At 68.6% G+C, this 25,614-nt stretch carries 24 protein-coding genes; 11 read left to right on the top strand and 13 right to left on the bottom strand.

The window, feature by feature from the left end; genetic code table 11:
- Nucleotides 1-36 precede the first annotated feature (36 nt).
- Nucleotides 37-1,341: an MFS transporter gene (locus VK92_RS33660; RefSeq protein ID WP_021157627.1), complete on the bottom strand. Its 1,305-nt coding sequence runs from the start codon at nucleotides 1,339-1,341 to the stop codon at nucleotides 37-39.
- A gap of 128 nt (nucleotides 1,342-1,469) precedes the next feature.
- Nucleotides 1,470-3,125: a GMC family oxidoreductase gene (locus tag VK92_RS33655; protein WP_048025790.1), complete on the bottom strand. Its 1,656-nt coding sequence runs from the start codon at nucleotides 3,123-3,125 to the stop codon at nucleotides 1,470-1,472.
- 189 nt (nucleotides 3,126-3,314) lie between these two features.
- On the opposite strand from VK92_RS33655, the gene VK92_RS33650 reads away from it, so the two are divergent.
- Entirely contained in the window at nucleotides 3,315-4,139 is an 825-nt protein-coding gene (locus tag VK92_RS33650; protein ID WP_048025789.1) for an IclR family transcriptional regulator, read from the top strand.
- A 127-nt stretch (nucleotides 4,140-4,266) separates the two neighbouring features.
- Here the strand turns inward: VK92_RS33650 and VK92_RS33645 are convergent, their stop codons facing one another.
- The 4 genes from VK92_RS33645 to VK92_RS33630 all read right to left on the bottom strand — a co-directional run bounded on the left by VK92_RS33645 (nucleotide 4,267) and on the right by VK92_RS33630 (nucleotide 7,385).
- Nucleotides 4,267-4,590, bottom strand: coding sequence for a hypothetical protein (locus VK92_RS33645; RefSeq protein WP_048025787.1), 324 nt, complete (start codon nucleotides 4,588-4,590; stop codon nucleotides 4,267-4,269).
- Between the two features lie 116 nt (nucleotides 4,591-4,706).
- Nucleotides 4,707-5,729: a DUF2891 domain-containing protein gene (locus VK92_RS33640; RefSeq protein ID WP_048025794.1), complete on the bottom strand. Its 1,023-nt coding sequence runs from the start codon at nucleotides 5,727-5,729 to the stop codon at nucleotides 4,707-4,709.
- Between the two features lie 19 nt (nucleotides 5,730-5,748).
- Nucleotides 5,749-6,699 carry a DUF979 domain-containing protein gene (locus VK92_RS33635; RefSeq protein ID WP_021157621.1) on the bottom strand — a complete coding sequence of 317 codons (951 nt, stop codon included), beginning with the start codon at nucleotides 6,697-6,699 and terminating at the stop codon, nucleotides 5,749-5,751.
- On the bottom strand, nucleotides 6,696-7,385 hold the full coding sequence (locus tag VK92_RS33630) for a DUF969 domain-containing protein (RefSeq protein WP_021157620.1): 690 nt from the start codon (nucleotides 7,383-7,385) through the stop codon (nucleotides 6,696-6,698). The genes VK92_RS33635 and VK92_RS33630 overlap by 4 nt, the downstream gene beginning before the upstream one ends.
- Before the next feature lie 338 nt (nucleotides 7,386-7,723).
- Here VK92_RS33630 and VK92_RS33625 point away from each other — a divergent pair, with 338 nt between their 5' ends.
- Entirely contained in the window at nucleotides 7,724-7,948 is a 225-nt protein-coding gene (locus VK92_RS33625; RefSeq protein WP_021157619.1) for a hypothetical protein, read from the top strand.
- A gap of 57 nt (nucleotides 7,949-8,005) precedes the next feature.
- On the opposite strand, the gene VK92_RS33620 is transcribed toward VK92_RS33625, so the two are convergent.
- The gene (locus tag VK92_RS33620) at nucleotides 8,006-8,434 is read right to left on the bottom strand and encodes a hypothetical protein (protein WP_048025786.1); all 429 of its coding nucleotides are present in this window, start codon (nucleotides 8,432-8,434) and stop codon (nucleotides 8,006-8,008) included.
- A 338-nt stretch (nucleotides 8,435-8,772) separates the two neighbouring features.
- Between VK92_RS33620 and VK92_RS33615 the strand changes: the two genes are divergently transcribed.
- Together VK92_RS33615 and VK92_RS33610 are read left to right on the top strand one after the other, a co-directional pair.
- Nucleotides 8,773-9,777: a chemotaxis response regulator protein-glutamate methylesterase gene (locus VK92_RS33615; RefSeq protein ID WP_027791239.1), complete on the top strand. Its 1,005-nt coding sequence runs from the start codon at nucleotides 8,773-8,775 to the stop codon at nucleotides 9,775-9,777.
- A 55-nt stretch (nucleotides 9,778-9,832) separates the two neighbouring features.
- Complete coding sequence (locus tag VK92_RS33610) at nucleotides 9,833-10,900, top strand: response regulator (RefSeq protein WP_048025785.1); 1,068 nt, start codon at nucleotides 9,833-9,835, stop codon at nucleotides 10,898-10,900.
- A 41-nt stretch (nucleotides 10,901-10,941) separates the two neighbouring features.
- Here the strand turns inward: VK92_RS33610 and VK92_RS33605 are convergent, their stop codons facing one another.
- Nucleotides 10,942-13,191: a putative bifunctional diguanylate cyclase/phosphodiesterase gene (locus tag VK92_RS33605; RefSeq protein WP_048025784.1), complete on the bottom strand. Its 2,250-nt coding sequence runs from the start codon at nucleotides 13,189-13,191 to the stop codon at nucleotides 10,942-10,944.
- 526 nt (nucleotides 13,192-13,717) lie between these two features.
- Nucleotides 13,718-14,611 carry a LysR substrate-binding domain-containing protein gene (locus VK92_RS33595; protein ID WP_048025782.1) on the bottom strand — a complete coding sequence of 298 codons (894 nt, stop codon included), beginning with the start codon at nucleotides 14,609-14,611 and terminating at the stop codon, nucleotides 13,718-13,720.
- 200 nt (nucleotides 14,612-14,811) lie between these two features.
- Here VK92_RS33595 and VK92_RS33590 point away from each other — a divergent pair, with 200 nt between their 5' ends.
- The 3 genes from VK92_RS33590 (at nucleotide 14,812) to VK92_RS33580 (ending at nucleotide 17,449) form a co-directional block, all read left to right on the top strand.
- A complete protein-coding gene (locus tag VK92_RS33590; RefSeq protein ID WP_048025781.1) occupies nucleotides 14,812-15,450 on the top strand; it encodes a hydrolase in 639 nt (212 codons plus the stop codon).
- 204 nt (nucleotides 15,451-15,654) lie between these two features.
- Complete coding sequence (locus VK92_RS33585; RefSeq protein ID WP_048025779.1) at nucleotides 15,655-16,377, top strand: haloacid dehalogenase type II; 723 nt, start codon at nucleotides 15,655-15,657, stop codon at nucleotides 16,375-16,377.
- A 55-nt stretch (nucleotides 16,378-16,432) separates the two neighbouring features.
- Nucleotides 16,433-17,449: a hypothetical protein gene (locus tag VK92_RS33580; protein ID WP_231616487.1), complete on the top strand. Its 1,017-nt coding sequence runs from the start codon at nucleotides 16,433-16,435 to the stop codon at nucleotides 17,447-17,449.
- Here the strand turns inward: VK92_RS33580 and VK92_RS33575 are convergent.
- The 3 genes from VK92_RS33575 to VK92_RS33565 form a co-directional block, all read right to left on the bottom strand.
- On the bottom strand, nucleotides 17,446-17,943 hold the full coding sequence (locus VK92_RS33575; RefSeq protein ID WP_048025775.1) for an SRPBCC family protein: 498 nt from the start codon (nucleotides 17,941-17,943) through the stop codon (nucleotides 17,446-17,448). The genes VK92_RS33580 and VK92_RS33575 overlap by 4 nt on opposite strands.
- 58 nt (nucleotides 17,944-18,001) lie before the next feature.
- Nucleotides 18,002-18,793, bottom strand: coding sequence for a hypothetical protein (locus tag VK92_RS33570; RefSeq protein ID WP_048025793.1), 792 nt, complete (start codon nucleotides 18,791-18,793; stop codon nucleotides 18,002-18,004).
- A gap of 93 nt (nucleotides 18,794-18,886) precedes the next feature.
- Nucleotides 18,887-19,846, bottom strand: a complete 960-nt coding sequence (locus VK92_RS33565; RefSeq protein WP_021163344.1) for a LysR family transcriptional regulator — start codon at nucleotides 19,844-19,846, stop codon at nucleotides 18,887-18,889.
- 157 nt (nucleotides 19,847-20,003) lie between these two features.
- Between VK92_RS33565 and VK92_RS33560 the strand changes: the two genes are divergently transcribed.
- From VK92_RS33560 to mmsB, 3 genes are all read left to right on the top strand, one after another.
- On the top strand, nucleotides 20,004-21,323 hold the full coding sequence (locus tag VK92_RS33560) for an MFS transporter (RefSeq protein WP_021163346.1): 1,320 nt from the start codon (nucleotides 20,004-20,006) through the stop codon (nucleotides 21,321-21,323).
- 115 nt (nucleotides 21,324-21,438) lie between these two features.
- Nucleotides 21,439-22,965, top strand: a complete 1,527-nt coding sequence (locus VK92_RS33555) for a CoA-acylating methylmalonate-semialdehyde dehydrogenase (protein ID WP_048025773.1) — start codon at nucleotides 21,439-21,441, stop codon at nucleotides 22,963-22,965.
- Nucleotides 22,966-22,979: 14 nt separating this feature from the next.
- Nucleotides 22,980-23,870, top strand: coding sequence for a 3-hydroxyisobutyrate dehydrogenase (mmsB, locus tag VK92_RS33550; RefSeq protein WP_048025770.1), 891 nt, complete (start codon nucleotides 22,980-22,982; stop codon nucleotides 23,868-23,870).
- 121 nt (nucleotides 23,871-23,991) lie between these two features.
- On the opposite strand, the gene VK92_RS33545 is transcribed toward mmsB, so the two are convergent.
- Nucleotides 23,992-24,324 carry a hypothetical protein gene (locus VK92_RS33545; RefSeq protein ID WP_048025768.1) on the bottom strand — a complete coding sequence of 111 codons (333 nt, stop codon included), beginning with the start codon at nucleotides 24,322-24,324 and terminating at the stop codon, nucleotides 23,992-23,994.
- A 510-nt stretch (nucleotides 24,325-24,834) separates the two neighbouring features.
- Here VK92_RS33545 and VK92_RS33540 point away from each other — a divergent pair.
- Complete coding sequence (locus VK92_RS33540) at nucleotides 24,835-25,599, top strand: DUF4397 domain-containing protein (RefSeq protein ID WP_048025767.1); 765 nt, start codon at nucleotides 24,835-24,837, stop codon at nucleotides 25,597-25,599.
- The last annotated feature ends 15 nt before the right edge of the window (nucleotides 25,600-25,614 follow it).

The following is a 25,614-nucleotide window of genomic DNA, read 5'->3' as shown; positions in this document are numbered from 1 at the left end:
CGCCCCGCCCGCACCGCCTGCCCGCCCCGCCCGCCGTCACATCGCGCGCACCGCGACCTCGGCCACGCTTCCGCGCTTCTCGATCGCCCGCGCGGACACGATCGACAGGAGTGCAGACAACATCACGTACACCCCGACGAGCCACGGCGCACCGCCGTTCACGCGCAGCAACGCGGTCGCGACGATCGGGGTCAGGCCGCTCGCGAAGATGCCCGACACCTGGTAGACGAACGAAATGCCCGTGTACCGCACGTTCGCGTCGAACAGCTCCGCGAACAGCGCGGCCTCCGGCCCGTATGCCATCGCGTAGAAGATCCCGAACGGGATCACCAGCGCGAGCCATACGGCGAGCAGGTTCGACGATTGCGTCTGCAGCAGCCAGAACGCGGGCAGCACCGACAGCCCGCACAGCGTCGCGCCCCACCGGTACACGCGTGCGCGGCCGAGCCGGTCGGACAGGCTGCCGAACACGGGGATGAACCCGCACATCACGACCGCCGCGCTCATCACGCCGAGCAGCGCATCGCCGCGCGAGATCGACAGGTTGCGCGTCATGTAGCCGATCGAGAACACCGCGAACACGTTGAAGAACACGCCGTCGATATAGCGCGCGCCCATCCCGAGCAGGATCGCCTGCCGGTAGTTGCCGAGCAGTTCGACCACCGGCAGCTTCGTGTCGCGCCGCTGGCGCTTGAGCGCGACGAATTCGGGCGTATCGGCCACCCGCGTGCGGATGTAGAAGCCGACCGCGACGAGCAGCAGCGACGCCGCGAACGCCACGCGCCAGCCCCACGCGAGGAACGCGGCGTCCGGCAACACGCGCGACAGCGCCGCGACCACGCCGGCCGCGAGGCACAGCCCGATCGCGAGCCCGATCTGCGGCAGGCTCGCGTACAGCCCGCGCCGGTGCGGCGGCGCATATTCGTACGCCATCAGCACCGCGCCGCCCCACTCGCCGCCGAGGCCGATGCCCTGCAGCACGCGCAGCGTCAGCAGCAGCACCGGCGCCCACATGCCGATCTGCGCGTAGGTCGGCAGGAACGCGACGCCCGCCGTCGACACGCCCATGATCAGCATCGTCAGGATCAGCGCGGACTTGCGCCCGACGCGGTCGCCGAGATGGCCGAACAGCAAGCCGCCGAGCGGCCGCGTGACGAAGCCGACCGCGAACGTCGCATACGCGAGCATCGTCGACACGAACGCGTCGCCCGCCGGAAAGTACTGCTTGTCGAACACGATGCCGGCGACGACGCCGTACAGGAAAAAGTCGTACCACTCGACGGTCGCGCCGATCACGCTGGCCGCGGCCACGCGTCGGACGACCCGGGAATCGATTGCCATGCGAGCTTCTCCAGGTAAGGATGCGCCGCAACCTGCCCCGGCGCCGTACCGGCGGGGGCATCGATGAACGCGCGGCGGCCGTCCGGGCGCAGGCGCACGGGCCACGCGGGGAGATGCGTGGCGAGGCCCTACGCGACGGCCTCGGCGGCCGGCGCGACGCTGCGGCCGCGATCGGTGGCGCGCGCGTCCTCGAGGATCATGTCGGACGCCTTCTCGGCGACCATCACGATCGGCACGTTGGTATTGCCCGATACGAGGGTCGGCATGATCGAGCAGTCGACCACGCGCAGCCCGCGCGTGCCGTACACGCGCAGCCGCTCGTCGACGACCGCGAGCGGATCGCTCGCGACGCCCATTTTCGCCGTACCGGACGGATGAAAGATCGTCTGCCCGTATTCCCGGCAGAACTCGAGCAGCTCGTCGTCCGTCTGCGCGTCCGCGCCCGGCCGCACCTCGCGCTTCATCAGCGACGCCATCGGCTCGGTGGCCGCGACGCGTCGCGCGAAGCGCACGCCGGCCACCGTCGTGCTGCGGTCGCGCTCGGTGTCGAGATAGTTCGGCTGGATCGACGGCGCGTCGCGCGCATCGTCGGTGCGGATTCGCACGGTGCCGCGCGATTCGGGCCGCAGCTGGCAGATCGAATACGTGCAGCCGGGAAACGGATGCACGCTGCCGCCCGCCGAATCCGCCGACAGCGTCGAGAAATGGAACTGGATGTCGGGCGTCGCCGATTCGTCCGGCAGCGCACGGCAGAACATCCCGCCCTGGTTGATGCCGATCGCGAGCGGGCCGCCGCGGAACAGCGCCCATTGCAGCCCCATCTTCGCGCGGCCGACCCACGAATGCAGTTCGTCGTTGGTCGTGATCGGTTTCGTCACTTCATGGATCAGACGAATCTGCAGATGATCCTGCAGGTTCTCGCCGACGCCCGCCCGATCGGCGACGACCGGAATCCCGTGCCGGCCCAGCAGCGCGGCCGGCCCGACGCCCGACACCTGCAGCAGTTGCGGCGACTGCAGCGCGCCGGCCGCGAGGATCACCTCGCGCCGCGCACGCACGTCGTGAATCTTGCCGTGCCGGACGTACCGCACGCCGGACGCCTGCGTGCCGTCGAACAGCACCTTCAGCGCCTGCGCATCGGTTTCGACATGCAGGTTCGGCCGCCCGCGCGCGGGCTTCAGGTAGGCCACCGCGGTCGAGCAGCGCAGCCCGTTGCGCGTGGTGAGCTGGTAGTAGCCCACGCCTTCCTGGTCGCCCGTGTTGAAATCGTCGACGGTGCGCACGCCGAGCCGGTTCGACGCGGCGACGAACGCATCGACGAGTTCGTGCCGCTGCCGGATCGCGGAAGCCCACAGCGGGCCGCCGGTGCCGCGCGTCGGCCCTTCGCCGAGCGTGTTGTGTTCGAGCTTGCGGAAATACGGCAGGCACTCGCGCCAGCTCCAGCCGCGATTGCCGAGCGCCGCCCAGTGATCGTAGTCCTGCTGCTGCCCGCGCACGTAGATCAGCCCGTTGATCGAGCTGCAGCCGCCGAGCGTGCGGCCGCGCGGCCAGTACAGGCGGCGGTTGTGCATGTTCGGATCGGGATCGGTGTGGAAGCCCCAGTTGTACACGGGGTGGAACATCGTCTTGCCGTAGCCGATCGGCACGTGGATCCACATATAGCGGTCGGCGGGGCCGGCTTCCAGCAGGCACACCGTATGGCGGCCGCCGTCGGACAGGCGGTTGGCGAGGACGCAACCGGCCGATCCCGCGCCGACCACGACATAGTCGAAGCTGCGTGTCATTCCGTGTCTCCGTTCCGGGGTTTTTAAAAAATCCGGTATGTTTCGTCCAAATTTATTGAGCACACGGAACACGTACAAGCCGATTTATTGTCCACGCGGCGAATGTGGTACAAAAACCGTTCAATTCGTTTCATTTCCATCGCACACACACCATCCCGGGACGCACGCCGATCCCGACGGAGGAGACACATGCGCGAACCTGCCCCCGCGCCGCCCGATGGCGCGCCCGCCGACGACGCGCGTGTGCTGCGCGCCCTCGCCGTGCTCGAAGCGCTCGCGTCGGCCGGCCAGCCGTACACGCTGTCGCAGCTCGCCGCGCGGCTGCATATCCCGAAGGCGACGCTGCTGCGGCTGATCGAGTCGCTGGAGGCGCGCGGCTACGTGATCCACATGCCCGACTCGCGCGGCCACGACCGCGGTATCGCGCTCGGCCCGCGCGCCGCGCAGTTCGCGCTCGCGGCGCTGTCGAACAACACCTTCACGCGCGGCTGCCGCTCGGTGCTGCGCGCGCTCGTCGACGTGCTCGGCGAAACCTGCAACCTCACCGCGCTCGACGGCGACACGGTGCTGTACGTCGAACGCGTCGAGACGACCGAGCCGCTGCGGCTCGAGATGCGGCCCGGCATGCGCGTGCCGCTGCACTGCACGGCGAGCGGCAAGCTGTTTTTGTCGCAGATGAATGCGCTGGAGCGCAACGCGATGCTCGCGCGGCTCACGCTGAAGAAGATGACCTACCGGACGCTGACCGATGCGCAGCTGCTCGCGGCCGAGCTCGACCGGCTCGCCGCGCGCGGTGTCGGCATCGACAACGAGGAATTCGTGCGCGGGATGGTGGCCGTCGCGGTGCCGGTGAAGGATGCCGCGAGCGGCCGCGTGCTTGCGGCGCTCGCCGTGCATGCGCCGACCGCGCGCGCGACGCTCAACGATTTGCTGGAGAACGTGCCGAAAATGCGCGACGCGGCGACGCGGCTCGCCCCGCTGCTGCAGGCGGCCGATGGCGCACCGGCGGGTTGAGGCGGCCGCGCGCGGTCATGCGGTCATGCGGTCGTGCGGTCATGCGGTCATGCGGTCGTGCGGTCGTGCGGTCACGCATTCACGCATTCACGCATTCAAGCATTCAAGCATTCAAGCATTCAAGCATTCAAGCGAGGTGATAACGCAGCCAGAAAGTTTCGCGGCACGCGTTGTCGAACGTGATCCGCGTCGGGCCGATCGGCTGCGCATCGGGATGGCGAAGCACGTCGTAGTCGATCCAGCATTCGGCGCACAGCAGGTCGGACGGCGCGCGGTCCTGCTCGACCGAGCGGCGCACGATCGCGCCGTTGTCGAAGCGGTATTCGGTTTCGTCGCGCGTGACCTCGACGTCGTCGTCGGTCCAGCGGTCGTGCGACGTGACATGCGACACGATCGACACCGGGCCCGCGAGCCCGTGGATCGCGGCGACGTAGGAAATGAGCTTGTCCATGGCGAGGCGGCGAACGGAAGGATGGCGGCCTCGCGCAACATCGATGGCACGAGGCGTGCCCGAGCGGCGAGTATAGCCGCGCACCGATGACCTTGCCGCCCGTGGGGTTTCGCGCGCTACGCCTCCAGCGCGAGCAACGCGAACGTCGCGAGCCAGTGCTCGCCCATGTAGTCGCCGGCCACGTTCGCGAGCGCGCTCGCGAGGTGCCGGCCGGCCGCATCGAGCAGCTTCGCGCGCCGTGCGTCGCCTTCCGGCAGCGCGCCGGCGAGCGCGCGCTGGCACCACGCGCGGCTCAGGTTCAACCCGTCGAGGTGGGCGATCTTGCCGTCGCTGCGATCGCTGACCGTCGCCGGCTCGAACAGCGTCGCCGGCTCGCCGCGCGCGAGATCAGGCAGGAAGCGCGCGAACCAGCCGTCGAATTCGGCGGCCGGCAGCACGCGCCGCATCAGCTCGGCCTCCATCAGCGCGGGCGACAGGAATTCGTCGCCCGACGGTTCCCACGCCTGGCACGCGACGTCGTTCAGGTGCCAGCGCTTCGCGGTATCGACGATCAGCGCCGCGAGCCCGTCGCGCTGCGTGTCGCGCGCGAAGTCGAGCGTGAGCGCCAGCGCGAACGCGGTGTTGAAGTGCGTGCCGACGCGCAGCGGATAGGTCGCTTTCGGCAGGAAGGTCTCGAAGCGCGACACGAACAGGTCGGTGAGCGGTGCCATCGTCTTCGCCCAGCGCGCGGCCTGCGGCAGCGCGCCCCTCAGCGCGAGCCGCTCGAGCTGCGCGGCGAGCGCGAGCAGCCACGCCCAGCCGTAAGGCCGCTCGAAGCCGCTGTTGTGCGGCAGCGCGAGGTACGCCCGCTCGCCGGCGACGTTCGCATCGGTGAAGTGCGCATCGACGATCGCGACGATGCGTTCGGCCTCCGGCAACGCCGGGTAGCGTTCGAGCACGCGCAGCACGAGCCAGTAGCCGTGCACGCACGAGTGCCAGTCGTAGCTGCCGTAGAAGATCGGATGCAGCGCGCGCGGCCCCTGCACATCTTGCGGGCCGGCGAGCGAATGCGTGAGCTTGTTCGGATATTCGCGGGTCAGGTGCGCGAGCGCGAGCGACGCGAACTTCGACGCGAGTTCGGGGGTGAGTCGGTCGGTCATGAGGATCTCGTCCATCGAGTCAGAAGCGGAATGCGAACGCATACATCAGCAGCGTGTTCACGGCGAGCAGCAGCACGGCGGTCGGCCACTGCGCCTTGATCACGCCGTTCTTGTCCTTCAGTTCGAGCAGCGCCGCCGGCACGATGTTGAAGTTCGCTGCCATCGGCGTCATCAGCGTACCGCAGAAGCCGCTCAGCATCCCGATCGCGCCGACGATCGCCGGGTTGCCGTGGAACTGGTGGACGATCAGCGGCAGTCCGATGCCGGCCGTCATCACGGGGAACGCGGCGAAGCCGTTGCCCATGATCATCGTGAACAGCGCCATGCCGACCGTATAGGCCGCGACCACCGCGAACGGCGAATCGATCGGCACCCACGCCTTCACGAGCCCCGACACCACGCCGCCGACACCCGCGACCGCGAACAGCGCGCCGAGCGCCGCGAGCATCTGCGGCAGGATCGCGGCCCAGCCGACCGCATCCATCGTATGGCGTGCCTCCCTCACCGCATGCACCGGCGAATCGCGCAGCATCGCGAGCGCGACGACGAACGCGACGAGCGTGCCGAGCACGAGCGAGATCAGCGTCACGCTCTTCTGGTCGACGAACGGCACGAGCTTCAGCGCGAACGTGCCGATCAGCGTGACGACCGGAATCAGCAGCGCGGGCAGGAACAGCCGGTTGCCGAAGCGCTGCGCGAGTGTCTCGCGGCGCACGGCCGCCGCTTCGCCGGCTTCGTCGGACTTGCCGCGCCCGAGCTTGCCGGAGCCCGCGATCACCGCGAGCGCGATCGCGAGGCAGCCCGTCACGAAGTGCGGCAGCAGCGCGCCGAACAGGAACGTGACCGCGTAGATCGCCCAGAACGCGAAATTGACGACGCGGCGCGGGTTCGTGCGGTCCGTCAGGTTGAAGCACGCGAACGCGGCGAACATCAGCCCCGCGAGCGTATACAGCGATTCGAGGCCGATCATCGCGCGCCCTCCTGCTTCACCAGGCCGAAGCCGCGCGTGAGCCGGCGGTCGAGCAGCGCGAGGCGCGTGCAGTGGATCAGCAGCGCGGCGATCGCGGTCGGGATCGCCCACACCGACAGGTGCAGCGGTTCGATGGAAATCCCGTTCTGTTCGAGAAAGCCCTTGATCAGCAGGATCGACTGGATCGCGATGAAGATGTCCTCGCCGAAGAACACGGCGACGTTGTCGACGCCCGACGCATGCGCGCGGATCTGCTGGCGCACCGCTTCGGGCAGCTCGCCGTGCCGGTTGACCGCGGCGGCCTCGGCCATCGGCGCGATCAGCGGCCGCACCATCTGCGCATGGCCGCCGAGCGACGTGAGGCCGAGCGCGGCCGTCGCCTGGCGCAGCACGAAGTACAGCATCAGCACGCGGCCGGTGGTGGCCGCCTGCACACGCGAGATCATCCGCTTCGCCTGCTCCTTGAGCCCGTTGCGCTCGAGCAGCGCGATCACCGGCAGCGTCAGCCAGATGAGCCCCATGTAGCGGTTTTCGGTGAACGCCTTGCCGAACGCGCTGACGATGTCGACGAGATTCAGCCCGCCCGCCAGCCCCGTCGCGAGCCCCGCGATCGTGACCACCAGCAGCGCATTGAAGCGCAGCGCAAAACCGATCACGACGATCGGCACCCCAATCAGCACCAGCATTGCTCCTCCTTGTATCGGACGCGCGGCGCCTTGGCAACGCGCCGCCTGCCCGGTTTGGACCGGGCTCTGACGGCGCAATCTAGCACGAGACTTTATCGATAAAAAGTCGACAATTTGCTGCTTCGGGTAAACGTTGAAGTGTGCGGACACCGTGCCCGGGCCATGCGTCGGCGATGTTTCATCCGAGGAATCGGCGGCTGGCCGGCCGGCACGGACGCACCGGTCGCGGCACGCGCGTGGCCGCCCCGGAGGGCGGCGTGCGACGGGCCGCCGCGCGTGGCGGAGCCCCGGTGCGCCGACTAAACTGGAAAGCATCGGCAACGGACGGGAGAGCCGCCATGATTGACGTATTCCAGACCATCGGCAGCCGTGCGTTCTCCGCTCATCTGGCGAAGGACGGGATGGTGACGCTGATGGAGCAACGCCATGAGGTCGATCGCGTGACGCTCGCGACCGCGTATGCCGCGCTCGTCGAGGAAACCGAGCAGGAAGACGACCTGCTCGACGCGACGGTCGAAGGCATGATGCGCGCGCTGATCCAGGGGTACGCGCGCAGCCATTGACGGCGCGGCCGGTTTCCTCCGGCGCCCGCCGAAGCGGACCACGGGCCCGCGCAGGCGCTACGCGGCCGGCGTCCCGGCGCCCATGTCGAACCACCGGCCCGCGCGCAGTTGCCGGTAGTCGGCCTGCGTGAAGATCCTCAGCAGGTTCGCGACCGCGCCGTTGCTGGCGCGGTCGAGTGCCGTCATGAAGGCTTCGACTTCGTCGCGGCCGGCAAACAGGATCGTGCGGAAGTAGCGTTCGCGTTCCGCGTCGGACAGGTTCGTCGCGCTCAGCTGGCAGGGATGATGAAGCGCCGCGAACAGGAAGTAGTAGCGCTCGGCGTCGTCGCGCAGCACGCGCACCGCGTCGGGTTCGACCGGAAAATCGCGGTGGAACGACGCGTGTCCGCTCTCGATGTAGATCCGGTACAGCAACCGGCCGTCATGCTCGGTCACGATCGGCGCCCACGGGTCGCGGCTGACGAGTACGGTGTCGGGCACGGCCATCCTGAGTTCTCCCCGTCTTTTTCTTCGAAGCCGCCACGGTAACATGCCGGCTTCCGCGGCCTGCCATGCCGAAACCGCACGACCGTGCACGCACGCGCGGGCTGGCCCGATTCCGCCGCCCGCCGCACAGCCATAGAGGAAACGCACTGAATCGGCGCAATGCGCAAATTTTTCGATTGCCGCCGCCCGCGCCGCATGACAGCATTCGGGGCGTCGCCAACCGAAAAGAATGCCGTGCCGTCCGGCCGCCGATGCCGTCCGGCGGCGCCGAACAGGCCCCCTCCTTCCATGAACCCGGCCCACCTCCAGCATCACGAACCGACCGGAGAATTCCGCTTGTGAACATCGGCATCGTCAACGACCTCCCGCTTGCCGTCGAGGCGATGCGCCGCGCGATCGCGCGACGGCCCGAGCACCGCGTGCTGTGGGTCGCGACCGACGGCGCGCAAGCCGTCGAACTATGCGCCACGCAGCCGCCCGACGTCGTGCTGATGGACCTGATCATGCCGAAATTCGACGGGATCGAAGCGACGCGGCGGATCATGCGATCCGAACGACCGTGCGCGATCCTGATCGTGACGAGCTGCATCGGCGCGAACGCGTGGCGCGTGTTCGAGGCGATGGGCGCCGGCGCGCTCGACGCGGTCGATACGCCGCGGCTCGGCGACGGCTCGGCCGGCGACACGACCCGGCTGCTGCTCGCGAAGATCGACCAGATCGGCCGCCTGCTCGACGCGCCCGGCGGCTCGCGCCTCGCCGGCACGCCCCCGCGCACCGGCGGCGGACCGCTGATCGCGATCGGAGCATCGGCCGGCGGCCCCGGCGCGCTCGCGTCGGTCCTCGGCGGCCTGCCGGCCGATTTCAACGCACCGATCGTGATCGTGCAGCACGTCGACCGCGCGTTCGCCGAAGGCATGGCGCAATGGCTCGACGGCCAGACGTCGCTCGCCGTGCGCGTCGCGCGCGAAGGCGACCGCCCGCAGCCGGGCGTCGCGCTGCTCGCCGCGACCGACGACCACCTGCGCATCACGCGCGCCGGCACGCTCGAATACACGCGCGAGCCGGCCGCCACGCCGTATCGCCCGTCGGTCGACGTGTTCTTCAACAGCCTGACCGAGCACTGGCCCGGCCGCGTGATCGGCGTGCTGCTCACGGGGATGGGCCGCGACGGCGCGATCGGCCTGAAGGCGCTGCGGATGAAGGGCTACCATACGATCGCGCAGGACGAGGCGACGAGCGCCGTCTACGGCATGCCGAAGGCGGCCGCGACGCTGGGCGCGGCGCGCGCGATCCTGCCGCTCGGACGCATCGCGGGCGAGCTGGCGGCGCTCGCGCGGATCTGAGCCCGATGAACCCGCGCAACACCCATGCCTGCTTTCGCAACAACCCGCATCGACCATGACCATTGACCCGACTCGCCCGCCAGGCGGCCCCTACGTGCCGCCCGCCGACGTGCCGGCGATGGTGCTGCTGGTCGACGACCAGACGATCGTCGCGGAAGCCGTGCGGCGCGCGCTCGTCGACGAGGAAGGCATCGATTTCCACTATTGCCCGCGTTCGGACGACGCGATGGCCACCGCGATCGAGACGCGGCCGACCGTGATCCTGCAGGACCTCGTGATGCCCGGCACCGACGGGCTGAGCCTCGTGAAGGCGTACCGGACGAATCCGGCGACGCGCGACGTGCCGATCATCGTGCTGTCGACGCAGGAAGAGCCTGTGATCAAGAGCGCCGCCTTCGCGGCCGGCGCGAACGACTACCTCGTGAAGCTGCCCGACCGCATCGAGCTCGTCGCACGCGTGCGCTACCACTCGCGCTCGTACATGAACCTGCTGCAGCGCGACGAGGCCTATCGCGCGCTGCGGCAATCGCAGCAGCAGTTGCTCGAAGCCAATCTCGAGCTGCGGCGCCTCACGCATTCGGACGGCCTCACCGGGCTGTCGAACCGGCGCTATCTCGACGAATACCTCGCCGCCGAATGGCGGCGCGGCACGCGCGAGCGCAGCGAGCTGTCGCTGCTGATGATCGACGTCGACAATTTCAAGCTGTACAACGACACGTACGGCCACGTGTCGGGCGACAGCGTGCTCAAGCAGATCGCGTCGACCATCGAGCGCTGTCTCGGCCAGTCGGGCGATCTCGCCGCGCGTTTCGGCGGCGAGGAATTCGCGGTCGTGATGCCGGCCACGTCGCCGGGTGCCGCGCGGCTGCTCGGCGAGAAGATCCGCCTCGCGATCGAGGCGCTGCGGCTACGGCATGCGCATTCGTCGACGGGCAACACCGTGACGATCAGCATCGGCGGCGCGACCATCGTGCCGACGCCCGGCCTGCCGACGACCGTGCTGATCGAAGCGGCCGACCGCGCGCTCTATCGCGCGAAGCACGAGGGCAAGAACCGCGTCGAGATCGACGCGACGCCGTCCCCGCCCGTCCCCGGCGGCTTCGGTGCGCCGCGCGCCGACTGAACGCTGAATGCTGAACACTGAACGCAGGCTCGGCGCCTCGCTCACGCGGCGCCGAGCCTGCGCGCGTAGTCGCTCGGGTCGAGCGGGCGGCTGAACAGGTAGCCCTGCTGCATGTCGCAGCCGATCTGCTGCAGGAACCGCGACTGCGCCTGCGTCTCGACCCCTTCGGCCGTGACCTTCATCCCGAGCGAATGCGCCATCGCGACGACGGCCTGCGTGATCGCCACCGAATCGTGATGATCGGGCACGCCCGACACGAACGAGCGGTCGACCTTCAGGTTGTGCAGCGGAAAGCGCTTCAGGTACGCGAGCGACGAATAGCCGGTGCCGAAATCGTCGACCGAGATGCGCACGTTCATGTCCGTGAGCGCCTCGAGCATCGGCAGCACGGTGTCCGTGTCGTTCATCAGTAGTCCTTCTGTAATCTCGAGTTCGAGCGCGGACGGATCGAGCCGCGTCTGCGCGAGGCAGCGACCGACCGACTCGACGAGGCCTTCGTGGAACTGCCGCGGCGACAGGTTGACGGCCAGCACCAGGTCGGGCGCGATCGTGCGGCGCCATTCGGCCGCCTGCCGGCATGCGGTTTCGAGCACCCACTGGCCGATCGCGACGATCTGCCCCGTATCTTCCGCGACCGGAATGAACTCCGCCGGCGACATCGGCCCGAGCTCGGGGCTCGTCCAGCGCAGCAGCGCCTCGGCGCCGACGGTGCGGCCGCTGCGCGCGTCGACGACGGGCTGATACGCGAGCCGCAGCATGTCCGACGCGAGCGCGCGCCGCAGCGACTGCTCGATCGCGAAGCGGCGCTGCAGCCGCAGGTTGAGCTGCGCGGTGAAGAACGTGAAGTGGTTGCGGCCGCGCTGCTTCGCGTCGTACATCGCGGAATCGGCGTTGCGCATCAACGTGACGGCATCGTCGCCGTCGCGCGGCGCGACGCTGATCCCGATCGACACGCCGAGCCAGTATTCGTTGTTCGCGATCGCGAACGGCTTCGCGATCGCGTCGATCACCTCGCGCGCGAGCACCGCGAGCCGGTCGGGATCGTCGCAGTCGTCGACGAGGATCACGAACTCGTCGCCGCCGACGCGCGTGAGCGCATGCTGCCCGCCTCCGCATGCCGCGAGCCGCGCCGCGACGCTGCGCAGCAGCGCGTCGCCCGCGTCGTGGCCGGCCGTGTCGTTGACCTTCTTGAAGCCGACGAGATCGATGAACAGGATCGCGACGCGCGCGGGCCCGCCCGCCGCATCGTGGCCGCCGAACAGCTCGCGCATGCGATCGCCGAGCCAGCGGCGGTTGTAGAGGCCCGTCAGCGCATCGCGCGTCGCCAGGTAGCGCAGCTGCTGCTGCGCTTCGCGCACGGGGCCGATGTCGTTGAATGAAACGAGCACCGAGTCGGCCTGCGTTTCGCCGGGCTTCACGATCGGCACCGCGTTGCCGCGCACCCAGATGGTGTCGCCGTCCGCCAGGCCGAAACCGACCGTGTAGTCGAGCATCGGCGTGGCCGTTTCGAGCGCGCGCCGGCTCGGCCAGTCGTCGGGCGCGATCGGCGTACCGTCCTCGCGCAGCTTGCGCAGGATCACCGTCGACAGCCTGCGGCCGACGAGGTCGCCCTTCACGCGCATCATCCGGTTCGCACTCGGGTTGCTCGCGACCACCACGCCATCGCGCGACACGACGAGGATCCCTTCGTTCAGGCTGTTGACCACGAGCCGGTGATGTTCCTCGCTGCGCGCGAGCTGTCGCGCGATCCGGTCCTGGTGCACCGCGAGGCCGACGCTGTTGCCGATGTCGCGCAGCAGTTCGGTTTCCTCATCGCCCGGCCGGCGCGGCATGCGGTGATAGACGGCGAACGCGCCCAGCACGGCGCCCGCGTCGTCGAGGAACGGCACCGACCAGCACGCGCGCAGGCCCAGCGGCAGCGCAACCGCACGATAGTCGGCCCACAGGGGATCGGTTTCGATATCCTCGACGACGACCATCCGGCGCAGGTACATCGCCGTGCCGCACGAGCCGGCCACCGGCCCGATCGTCGCGCCTTCGATCGCCGCGCTGTACTGTCGGGGCAGCGACGGCGCGGCGCCGACGTGCACGTGCGCGCCGTCGATATCGAGCAGCAGGATCGTGCACGACGCACCGTCGCCGAGCAAAGCCTCGGCGCGCCGGCAGACTTCGACGAGCAGCTCCGGCAGCGGTGTGTTGCGCGTGATCAGCCTCAGCACGCTTTGCTCGGACGCGAGCACTTCCGCCGCGAGCCCGAGACTGTAACGAGAACTTTGCGGTTCGGTATTCAAGATGAATCCTGCCGTCTGTCCGATCGGGTCTGATGCGCCCGATTCGTTTTCGATCCTTCGTGCCGTTTTTCGCTCCGGGTATACGCCGATGCCCGGTGCGCCCCGTATTGCACGCGGTGCCAACGCGCGCCGAAATACATTTAACACCAATCCGTGGCAACCCGGGCGTCCATGCGCATCAGGGGTTACACGCGGTCGGTGCGGCATGCGCGGCCGGCAGTCGGTCCGCCGGAAGACCTGCGCGCGGCGCGACCGCTCCGGGCAAGGCCGTGCGCCGTGCGGGCCGCGTTCGAAAGCGATTCGTCAGCTTGCGGCGGCGCCCCGGCTCCGTTCGCGTTCGATCGTCCGCGCCGGGATCCGTGCGCGTGATCGCCTTCGATACGTTGGTCGCGGCCGCGACCGCCATGCTCCGGGTGCCGCGCTCGGCGCCGATGCGCAGATGCGCAGATGCGCCGATGCGTCGGGTATCGGGCATCGGGCCCGCACACGCGCCGGCCCAGCTTGCAGCGCGGCGCCGGCGCGAGCGTCAATCCTTCCGGATGTGTTCGGCCAGGAAATCGATCAGCAGCCGCACGCGCGGCAGCAGCCCGCGCCGCGACGGAAACACCGCGTGCACCACGCCGCCCTTCGGTGCCCAGCCGGGCAGCACGTCGACCAGCGTGCCGTCGCGCAGGTCGTCCTCGACGACCATGCACGGCAGCTGCACGATGCCGACGCCGTGAATCGCCGCATCGCGCAACGCGTGCATGTCGTCCGTGACGAAGCGCGGATGATGGCGCAACTGCGCGTGCTCGCCGTTCGGCCCGACCAGCTGCCACACGTGATGTCGCGCCGGCCCCCAGTCGAGACTCGGCGCGCCGGCCAGCCCGGCCGGGTCCGACAGCGGCGCGCGCCCGTCCAGCCAATGCGGCGCGGCCACCAGCCGCTGCGGGCTGTCGGCGAGCACGCGCATCACGAGATCGCTATCCTCCAGCGGCGGGAAGCGCACCCGCAGCGCGAGGTCGAACCCTTCGCTCAGCAGGTCGACGCGACGGTTCGTCGCCTCGAGATGCACCTGCACCTGCGGATGAATCGCCATGAAGCGCGCGACCAGTTCGCTCACGCGATATTCGAGCAGCGCGGTCGGGCAACTGACGCGGACGACGCCGCGCGGCTCCGCGTGCCGGCGCTCGATCACCTCGCGCGCGGCGTCGGCTTCGACCAGCACCGCGAGGCAGCGCTCATGGAATTCGCGTCCGGTTTCCGTGACGGTGAAATGACGCGTCGTCCGCTGCAGCAGCCGCACGTCGTACTTCGCTTCCAGCGCGGCGATGCGCCGGCTCAGTGTCGATTTCGGCACGTCCAGCGCGCGGCCGGCCTGCGTGAACCCGCCGTGTTCGACCACCTTCACGAAATAGTAGAGGTCGTTCAGGTCATCCATGATTGTTCCACTCATAGAACACTGACGGCATTTTAAGGGACTGGAACGCCGGTTGTTGCACGCCTAGCATCCTGTTTCAGCGTGGATCGAGCGTGTCGCGGCAGCCGGGAATTTTCTCGACCGGCTTCTTCGTCCGACCCGACGGTTCACTGGACTTGGATTTACCCCCCTCACTTCCCGCATCGTCACTGGAGGCAACCATGGCAAGCGAACCGGTTCGCGACCCCGCGAACGACCACCTGCTCACCCCGCAGAACGCGGCGTTCATCGTCATCGATTACCAGCCGGTCCAGGTGAACTCCATCGCGTCGATGGATCGCCAGCTGCTGATCAACAACATCGTCGGCGCGTCGAAGGCGGCCGTCGCGTACAACCTGCCGATCGTCCACTCGACCGTGAACGTGAAGACGGGCCTGAACAAGCCGCCGATCCCGCAGCTGCGCGCGGCGCTCGAAGGTTATCCGACCTACGACCGCACCAGCATCAACTCTTGGGAAGACGTCGAATTCCGCAAGGCCGTCGAAGCGACCGGCCGCAAGAAACTGATCATGACCGCGCTGTGGACCGAAGCGTGCCTGACCTTCCCGGCGCTCGACGCGCTGAAGGCCGGTTATGAGGTGTACGTGGTCGTCGATGCGGTCGGCGGCACGTCGGTCGCCGCGCACGAAGCCGCGCTGCGCCGCATCGAGCAGGCCGGCGGGCAGATGATCAGCGTCGCGCAGCTGTTCTGCGAACTGCAGCGCGACTGGGCGCGCAGCGCCACCGTGCCGGCATTCATCAACCTGTTCATCGAAACCGGCGGCACCGCGGGCATCCAGTTCTCGTACGACAAGAGCTGACCGGCACGGCACGCGCGGCGGCCGGCGTGTCCGGCCGTCGGCGCGCGCCGCTGCCCTGCTTCTCCGTTCCGGCGCGGCCGGACTGCATCGGGCCCGGCAGGCCGCGTTTTCGCATCCGTGATTCAATGTCGATGGCTCCGGCGCCGCGCATCGCGCGCGGCACGGCGATGTGCACCCTCATCGATTGACCTTCACAGGATCACCATGACGAACCCTGCCGAAATCAAGGCGCTCGTTTTCGATGTCTTCGGAACGATCGTCGACTGGAGAAGCGGCGTCGCACGCGGCGCCGCCGCGTTCCTCGATCGCCATGCACCCGCACTCGACCCGTTCGAATTCGCCGATACGTGGCGGGCCGAATATTCGCCGTCGATGGAAGAAATCCGCAGCGGGCGCCGCCGCTACGTGCGGCTCGACGTCCTGCACCGCGAGAACCTCGTGCGCACGCTCGACCGCTACGGAATCGTCGACGTGCCCGACGCCGACATCGACGCGCTCAACCTCGCGTGGCACAGCCTCGACCCGTGGCCCGATGCCGTCGCGGCGCTGCAGCGGCTGAAGCGACGCTTCATCATCGCGCCGCTGTCGAACGGCAACATCCGGCTGATGGTCGACGTCGCTAAACGCGCGGGGCTGCCGTGGGATGCGATCCTCGGCGCGGAAGTCGTGCGCGCGTACAAGCCGTCGCCGCAGGTGTACAGCGATACCGTCGAGATTCTCGGCATCGAGCCGGCCGAGCTGTGCCTGGTCGCGGCGCACAACGGCGATCTCGCGGCCGCACGCCGGCAGGGGCTGTCGACCGCGTTCGTGCTGCGGCCGACCGAACACGGGCCCGGCCAGACGACCGACCTGCGAGCCGCCGATCAGTGGGACTTCGACGTCAAGGACCTGAACGAACTCGCGGACCGGCTGGGCTGCCCGGGTTGAAGGCCTCCGGGTCGGGGCGCGCGAGCGTGGCACTGGCGGCCGCGATGCGGCGCCGGTGGAACGGCGCGTCAAGCAGGACAAACGCGCCGACAGTCGACTGGTAGACTCCGCAAACCTTGTCCCATTGCAGCCGCCTGCCCTCATGTCGTCACCCCTGCGTCTTGTCGAAGGCAAACTGACCGCGATGCGCTTTCTCGAGCGCCCCGACCAGGGCAGTGCCGGAAGCCGTCAGGTGCCGCCCGTCGACCCCGAAGCCCGCAAGAAGTCGCTCGGCTACTGGTTCACGCACACCGTGGTGCCGATCCTCGCGGCACTCACCGGCAACGGGGCCGCGGCCAATGCCCTGGTGTTCCAGCAAGCCGACGAGGATCTCGTCCTGGCCGAGTTGAACGCCGCGGCCGACAAGGTCGAGCATCCGGCGACGTGGTCGTACGCAAACCTGCGCGAAACCAGGACCTTCGCGTCGGCAAACGCGTTCGTGACCGTGGGGAAGAACGGCAAGATCCTGTTCGCGAAGCTACCGGTCGAAATCGAAATCGGCGGCGAGTCGTACCGCGGGTTCCTCGGCGGGCAGTGCTTCGACGTCGGCGACGACGTGGTTGCCGTAGTCGATCGCCGTGGCCGCCTGTTCGCGCTGTCGTCGCCGGACCGGCGCCGCATGGTCATGGATCACACGTGCAGCGACACGGGGCTGGCCGGCCTGACGCACAACCTCTGGCTGGCGTGGAAATGGATGTTCATCGGCATGAACTGCTTTGTCGTCCCGATCATGATCCTGCTGCTCTGGACCGGCGACGACGGCTTTTCCAACCTGGGTGTCGACCTGGCCATGCTGCTGGGCGGGCCGGCCGCGATCGGCGTCATGCTCGCGCTGCTCCTGGGCGTGCGGTTGTCGTGGGCCGACTGGCTGCCGGCGTGGCGCACGTCGGGCATCCTGAAGGCGCTGGGCCGCCCGGATCTGTGCACGGTCGATTTCCTGGCTACGCGCACGGAGGCCGAACGCAACGGCGAAGTGCGCGACACGGATGTCGGGCAAATCTATTACGCGCCCGCACCCAAGCCCAAGCCCTAGCGCACCGTCTCCATCGCACCCGCCCGCCCCTGCGCCGCCATCGCGAGACGCCGCCAGTTGCGGGCCGCATACCGGTGCGCCTGCCGCAACGCGAGCCACAACCCGATCTGCCGAACCGGCCTGAAGAGGCCACGCGCGCTGAACACGGTGCGCCGTTCGACGCGCGTCCTGCCGCCTTCCACCGGCGTCAGCGTGAATTCGTCCTCAAGCAGGCCGCCCCAGTCGCGACACCACACCGTCGACGCCACCATCCGGTAACGCAGCCGGCGATGCTCGTCGAGGACCAGGATGCGCTGATCGATGGTGCCGCGATCGGTCGTGCACTGCCGCGTGTTGCCGACGGCCGGCACGCCTTCGAGCACGCGGCAGCTGACCGGCTTCGGCACGCCGAGGCGGAACAGCAACGGCCGCGTGTCGTCCATCCGGGCATGGAGGAAATGCGGCCAGACATGCTCGGGCCGGCAATCGAACGTCCACTGCGAATGAATTTCCACGACCGTCTCCTGGCGGTTGCCGGTGCGGGCATGATGACACAACCGCCCCGCGCATTCGTCACTTCACGACCGCCCGCCACGCGGTTCGCGCGTAGACGAGCAGCAACGGCAGCAGCGCCAGCGCGAACAGCAGGCCAAGCGCCAGCACCCACACCGGCCACTGTTCGGGATTCCCCCGCACCCAGTACCGGTACGGCACGCTCAGGAACCCGATTTCCATCAGCAGCGCGCCGAGCGGCACGAGCGCGTTCATCACCGCGGCCACGCCGAATCGGGCCGCACCGTCGATGTTCTTCCCCGCACCATACGCCGCGATCAGGTAGACGAAATACCCGATGATCGCGACCATCAGCGCGCCGCCGGCCAGCAGGCCGACACTGCGCACACTGCGTTCATGCAACTGGGTGGCCCCGGCCGGCAACACGACATCGATCTTCTCGCCGATCTCCGGCACGCCGCCGGATCGAATGTTGCCCGGCAGCACGACCCGCTCGCCATCCGGCATCACGGCTTCCAGGATCGACGTGTACTTGATGCACCGATATCGGTCGGTGCGCCCGCTGCTGTCGCGTCGCTCGCAGGTGTCCCACTCGGACTGGTAGGACACGACGGTCGCCTCGTATTTCGGCAACACCGCCAGTGTGTAGAGTTCGTCGCCGATCCAGTACGCGAACGGGAAAAGCAGCGACACCAGGCAAAAGCACACGAGCCACCAGAAGGCGACCGCGCCGCCCGCCCCGCGCTTGCCGCCGGTCTGTCGGCGCACCACGCGCGACGCGAGCCAGTACGCGGCCACGCCGAATACCGCCACACAGACCACGAACACCTTGCCCGCCTGCGTCAACGCCATCTGCATTTCCCCCGATAAGCGGCCGGATCTTCGTCGGCCATTCTTTCAATTCAGATCAACTCGTTCGTCACCGCCGCCCCGCCCGCCATCCCGTCAGGCCGGCTCGCCGACGAATCTCAGCGCCCCCGATTCGCCCGACAGCAGCGCGCGATTCGCGTCCGCCGCCGCGCGCAGGTAATCCCACAGCGCGGTCACGCGCCGCAGCTTGCGCAGATCCTCGCGGCACGTCAGCCAGAAGCACCGCGTGACGACCACGTCGTCCGGCAGCACGGGCACCAGCGCCGGCTGCGTGGCCGCCATGAAGCACGGCAGGATCGCGAGCCCGCCGCCCTGCAGCGCCGCGAAATACTGCGCGATCACACTCGTCGTGCGCAGCCCGGCCGTCGCGCCCGGCACCGCCCGGTCCAGGTACAGCAGTTCGTTGCTGAACGCGAGATCGTCGACGTAGCTGATGAACGCGTGCTCCGCGAGATCGTCGGTACAGGTGATCGGTGGATGGTTCGCGAGATAGTCGCGCGTCGCGTAGAGCCGCAACTGGTAATCGCACAGCTTCGTGACCACGTAAGGCCCGCGCTCGGGCCGCTCGAGCGTGATCGCGAGGTCCGCCTCGCGCTTGGGCAGGTTGACGAAATGCGGCACCGGCAGCAGGTCGACTGTCACGTGCGGATGCTCGGCGCGAAACTGCGCGAGCTGCGGCGCGAGGAAAAAGCACCCGAACCCCTCGGTCGACCCGATCCGCACGTGGCCCGACAGCGCCTCGCCGGTGTTCGCGACCTGGTCGCACGCGGACTGCACGGTTGTCTCCATCGCATCCGCATACGCGACGAGCCGCTGGCCTTCGGCCGTCAGCGTGAAGCCGCCGGAGCGCGACTTGTCGAACAGCAGCGTGCCCATCGCCGCCTCGAGCGCACGGATGCGCCGCGCGACGGTCGTGTAGTCGACGCCCAGCCGCTTCGCGGCGCCGCTCGCCCGCTGCGTGCGCGCGACTTCGAGGAAAAAGCGCAGGTCGTCCCAGTTCAGGTTGCCGGAAACCGGCTCGGTGGCATGTCGCATCGGCGAGGGAAAAAGGGGCTGGAGTCTCCGGGCCGGCCGTCGATATGCATAAATGCACATCCAACCGGTTTCTTTATCGGTACATGATGAATCTGCGCATAACTATACTCGACCGTGACCTGCGGACCACGAGCCGCGGCACCACCACGGAGACACCATGCAGACGCGATCCACCCTCGATGAGCATGCGACAGTCGCGGCACCTGCGCCCGAGCGCACCGCGAAGCATCACCTGCTGGCCGGCTGGGCCAGCATGGCCGGCACCACGATCGAGTGGTACGACTTCTTCCTCTACGGCACGGCGGCCGCGCTCGTGTTCAACCGCATCTTCTTCCCGTCGCTGGACCCCGTCGTCGGCACGCTCGCCGCGTTCGGCACGTTCGCGGTCGGCTTCATCGGGCGGCCGATGGGCGGCATCGTGTTCGGCCACTTCGGCGACCGCATCGGCCGCAAGTCGATGCTGATGATCACGCTGCTGCTGATGGGCGTGCCGAGCATGATCATCGGGCTGATCCCGTCGTACGACAGCATCGGCTACTGGGCCGCCGCGCTGCTGATCGGGATGCGGTTCCTGCAGGGGATGGCGGTGGGCGGCGAATGGGGCGGCGCGGTGCTGATGGCCGTCGAACACGCGCCGAAGGGCCGCAAGGGGCTGTTCGGCAGCCTGCCGCAGACGGGCGTCGGGCTCGGCCTGATCCTGTCGTCGGTCGCGATGGCCGCGGTGGCCGCGCTGCCGGAAGCCGACATGCTGTCGTGGGGCTGGCGCGTGCCGTTCCTCGCGAGCATCGCGCTCGTCGGCCTCGGCTGGTTCATCCGCGCGAAGGTGCCCGAGTCGCCCGACTTCGAGAAGATGCAGCGCCAGGGCAAGGCCGAGAAGTCGCCGGTGACGGCCGCGCTGCGCCGCCATCCGCGCGAGGTGCTGACGATCGTCGGCGCACGCGCCGCCGAGAACACCTGGTTCTACATGGTCGTCACGTTCGCGCTCGCCTACGCGACGCAGCAGCTGCATCTGCCGAAGGCCGAGATGCTGCACGCGATCACGGCCGGCGCCGCGCTGTCGCTCGTCACGATGCCGCTGTGCGGCCATCTCAGCGACCGCATCGGCCAGCGCCGGATGTTCGCGATCGGCCTCGTGCTGATGTGCGCGTTCGCCGCGCCGTTCTTCCTGATGCTCGGCACGCAGCAGACGTCGACCGCGTGGTGGGCGATCGTGCTCGGCCTCGGCGTCGTGTTCCCGATTCTCTATGCGCCGGAATCGCTGCTGTTCGCGCAGCAGTTCCCGGCGGAGATCCGCTACAGCGGCATCTCGCTGTCGGTGCAGCTGGCCGGCGTGATCGGCGGCGGCTTCGCACCGATGATCGCGACGTCGCTGCTGAAGGCCGGCGGCGGCCAGCCGCATTACGTGATCGCCTACCTCGTCGGCTTCGGCGTGTTCGCGCTCGTGTGTACCGCGTTGATGCGGCCGGCGCGCGCGTGAGCACGCCGCCGGCATCCGATCGATTCCAGTTCGTCCTGCCGTCCGCCGTGCGCGCATGCGCGGCGGCGGATACGGGCCGCCTTGTTTGTCATTACCCCGTTTCCCGGAGAGTCCCATGAACGCCGCAGTTCCCCAGACCACCCTCGCCCTGCCCACCGCCAAGCTGCTGATCGACGGCACGTTCGTCGAATCGCAAAGCGCCGAATGGGGCGACATCGTCAACCCCGCGACGCAGGAAGTGATCGGCCGCGTGCCGTATGCGACGCTCGACGAGGTCGACGCCGCGATCGCGTCCGCGCAGCGCGCGTTCCAGACGTGGAAGACGACGCCGATCGGCGCGCGCCTGCGCATCATGCTGAAGTTCCAGGATCTCGTGCGCCGCAATCTCGAACGGATCGCGCACACGCTGACGGCCGAGCAGGGCAAGACGCTGCCCGATGCGCAGGGCGACATCTTCCGCGGCCTCGAAGTCGTCGAGCACGCGTGCTCGATCGGCACGCTGCAGCAAGGCGAGTTCGCGGAGAACGTGGCGGGCGGCGTCGATACCTATACGCTGCGCCAGCCGATCGGCGTGTGCGCGGGCATCACGCCGTTCAACTTCCCCGGGATGATCCCGCTGTGGATGTTCCCGATGGCGATCGTCTGCGGCAACACGTTCGTGCTGAAGCCGTCGGAGCAGGACCCGCTGTCGACGATGCAGCTCGTCGAACTCGCGATCGAGGCCGGCGTGCCGCAGGGCGTGCTGAACGTCGTGCACGGCGGCAAGACGGTGGTCGACCGCCTCTGCACGCACCCGGACATCAAGGCGATCTCGTTCGTCGGCTCGACGCGCGTCGGCACGCACGTGTACAACCTCGGCAGCCAGCACGGCAAGCGCGTGCAGTCGATGATGGGCGCGAAGAACCACGCGGTCGTATTGCCCGACGCGCACCGCGAGCAGACGATCAACGCGCTCGTCGGCGCGGGCTTCGGCGCGGCCGGCCAGCGCTGCATGGCGACGTCGGTCGTCGTGCTGGTCGGCTCGGCGCGCGACTGGCTGCCCGAGCTCGTCGAGAAAGCGAAGGCGCTGAAGGTCAACGCGGGCCACGAACCGGGTACCGATGTCGGGCCGGTCGTGTCGAAGGCCGCGCATGCGCGCATCACCGCGCTGATCGACGAGGGCGTGAAGGCCGGCGCGAAGCTCGAACTCGACGGCCGCAACGTGAAGGTGCCAGGTTACGAGCAGGGCAACTTCGTCGGCCCGACGATCTTCTCGGGTGTGACGACCGACATGTCGATCTATACGGAAGAAATCTTCGGGCCGGTGGTGGTCGTGCTCGAAGCCGACACGCTCGACGACGCGATCGCGCTCGTCAACCGCAACCCGATGGGCAACGGCGTGGGGCTGTTCACGCAGAGCGGCGCGGCGGCACGCAAGTTCCAGAGCGAGATCGACATCGGCCAGGTCGGCATCAACATCCCGATTCCGGTGCCGGTGCCCTACTTCAGCTTCACGGGTTCGCGCGGCTCGAAGCTCGGCGACCTCGGCCCGTACGGCAAGCAGGTCGTGCAGTTCTACACGCAGACGAAGACGGTCACCGCGCGCTGGTTCGACGACGACGCGACGGCCGGCGGCGTGAACACGACGATCGCGCTGCGTTGAGTGAGGGCCTGCACATGGAAATTGCATTCATCGGACTCGGCAACATGGGCGGCCCCATGGCCGCCAACCTGCTGAAAGCCGGCCACGCGCTGACGGTGTTCGACCTCGACGCGCACGCGGTCGACGTCGCGGTGCGCGCCGGCGCAAGCGCCGCCGGCTCGCCGCGCGAAGCAGCCGCGCGCGGCGCGGTCGTGATCACGATGCTGCCGGCCGCGCAACACGTGCGCGCGGTCTATCTCGGCGACGACGGCGTACTGGCCGGCGCGCGCCCCGGCGCAACGCTGATCGACTGCAGCACGATCGATCCCGGCACCGTGCGCGCAGTGGCCGACGCCGCCGCGCAGCGCGGCTTCCCGCTCGCCGACGCCCCCGTGTCGGGCGGCACCGGCGGCGCGCAGGCCGGCACGCTGACTTTCATGGTCGGCGCGGACGCCGCGCTGTTCGAGCGCATCCGCCCCGTGCTGCTCGACATGGGCAAGAACGTCGTGCATTGCGGCGGCACGGGCACCGGGCAGATCGCGAAGATCTGCAACAACCTGCTGCTCGGAATCTCGATGATGGGCGTCTCGGAAGCGATGGCGCTCGGCGCCGCGCTCGGCATCGATCCGTCCGTGCTGGCCGGCATCATCAATACGTCGACCGGCCGCTGCTGGAGCTCGGACACGTACAACCCGTATCCGGGCGTGAGCGACACCGCGCCGGCCGCGCGCGGCTACGCGGGCGGATTCGCGGCGAACCTGATGCTGAAGGATCTCGGGCTCGCGACCGAAGCGGCACGGAGCGCGCACCAGCCGGTGTGGATGGGCGCACTCGCGCAGCAGCTCTATCAGTCGATGAGCCAGCAGGGGCTCGGCACGCTCGACTTCTCCGCGTGCGTCAAGCTGTACGAGGCGCAGCCGGCGTAACCGCCGCAGCCGACGCCGGACGTGCGCCGACCCGCGATGTGCCTGTACGGCCTCGCGGGTCGGTTTGCATCGGGGAAAAGGAAGGAAAACGCAGACGGCGGCGTACGCCGCCGCCGGTCGCTCAACCGCGCGGATTCGACGCCGTCTCGAAGGTCGGATGGCACTCGAACGCGAGTTCGGAGCGCGCGCCGACACGGCTGCCGCTGGTCAGCGCCTCCTGCTTCAGGCTGGCGCGCATGCCGCGCTGCGTGCAGTAGTTGGTGGCTTCATCGACGGCCTTCGTATGGGCGTCGGCCCACGTCGTCGATACGCCGACCGTGCGCGTCGTCACGGTAAATACGTTCGGGTTCGACGTCGCGGTCACGTCGGAAGCGGTCGAACACGCGGCGAACAAGCATGCAACAGCCGCGACGGTCAACCATCGCAGGGTTCGAAAGGAAACTGGAGTGGGCATGGGGGGCAAGCGCACGTACTTCGACGTGCATTGAGCAACATAGGCGACAGTATGCCTGCCCGATCGCCGGAGATCATGCCCCTTTCGGTGAACACATTGTTTCGAATGGTTAAACGATGACGGGTGCAGGCAAGATTTACAGCCCTCGCCGGCGTCCGGCTTCGGCCGGCAGGTAGTTTCGCCCTGCCCGCGCGCCGTTGCGGGCGCGCTGGGCGGCGCAACGGCCGGGGCGAGCCCGCCGACCGGGTCGGTACCGACGCGTCCCCGCGCCCGGCCCCTGCGACACCGCCCTTTTTACAACCCGCACGTGCCCCCTCAATCACGCCTGACCGGCCCCGCCCGCACCCGGCCGTCCGGCGCTCCGTCGCCAGACAGGCACGTCGCTTGCGCCATCCACACGCCCGCCGATCCGGCGGACAGCATCCTTCCCGCAACCGGCGTTGCTCACCACGCGACCTTCGCGTGGCGATCCCGCATCGCAAACAGGTTCCCCCTGAACGAGAGGACAACATGAAATCAATACGAACGATAGCGGCCCTGTGCTCCATCATTTCCGTGCTCGCGGCATGTGGCGGCGACGGCAACGACGTCGGCACCGAGCTCGGCATCTCGAAGCCGCAGGCGCGCTTCATCAACGCGGTGCCGGCCGGCCCGAACCTCGACTACTACCTGAACGCCAAGGTCGATCAGTCGGGTGTCGCGTACAAGGGCGTGACGCGCTATCACGACGTCGACTCGGGCACGCAGACCGCGAGCTACGACATCTCGGGCACGACCTCGACCATCGCGTCGCAATCGTTCAGCGCGGCGAACGGCCATCACTACACGACGATCGCGCTGCCGAGCACGACGTCGCTGATCTCCGTGATCGACGATCCGTACGACAAGGGCCTGCTGTCGGACAAGGCGCGCGTGCGCACCTTCAATGCGTCGCCGAACGCGCAGAACATCGACATGTACGTCGTCCCGCCCGGCACCGACATCACGACGCAAAGCCCGACGCTCGCGGGCGCGGCCTACCAGAACGCGGTGCCGGCCACGACGCAGGATTCGATCTACCTGAACGGCGGCAGCTACCAGGTGATCGTCACGACGGCCGGCAGCAAGACGCCGATCCTCAAGACCGCGCCGGTCACCATCAACAACAACGCCGACTGGCTGCTGCTGACGATTCCGTCGGGCGGGGTCGGCGACGTGACGCCGAACGATATCCACGTGCTGGTTGCGCAAGGCAACGACGCCGATTCGTCCGCGCAGGAACTCGGGCCGCAGTAACGGCCGAACACGGCG

The organism is Burkholderia sp. LK4 (genome assembly GCF_001043615.1).
GTDB lineage: Bacteria > Pseudomonadota > Gammaproteobacteria > Burkholderiales > Burkholderiaceae > Burkholderia > Burkholderia cepacia.
Note: the sequence above shows the minus strand (reverse complement) of the source record. Positions and strands in the feature narration are given on the sequence as shown.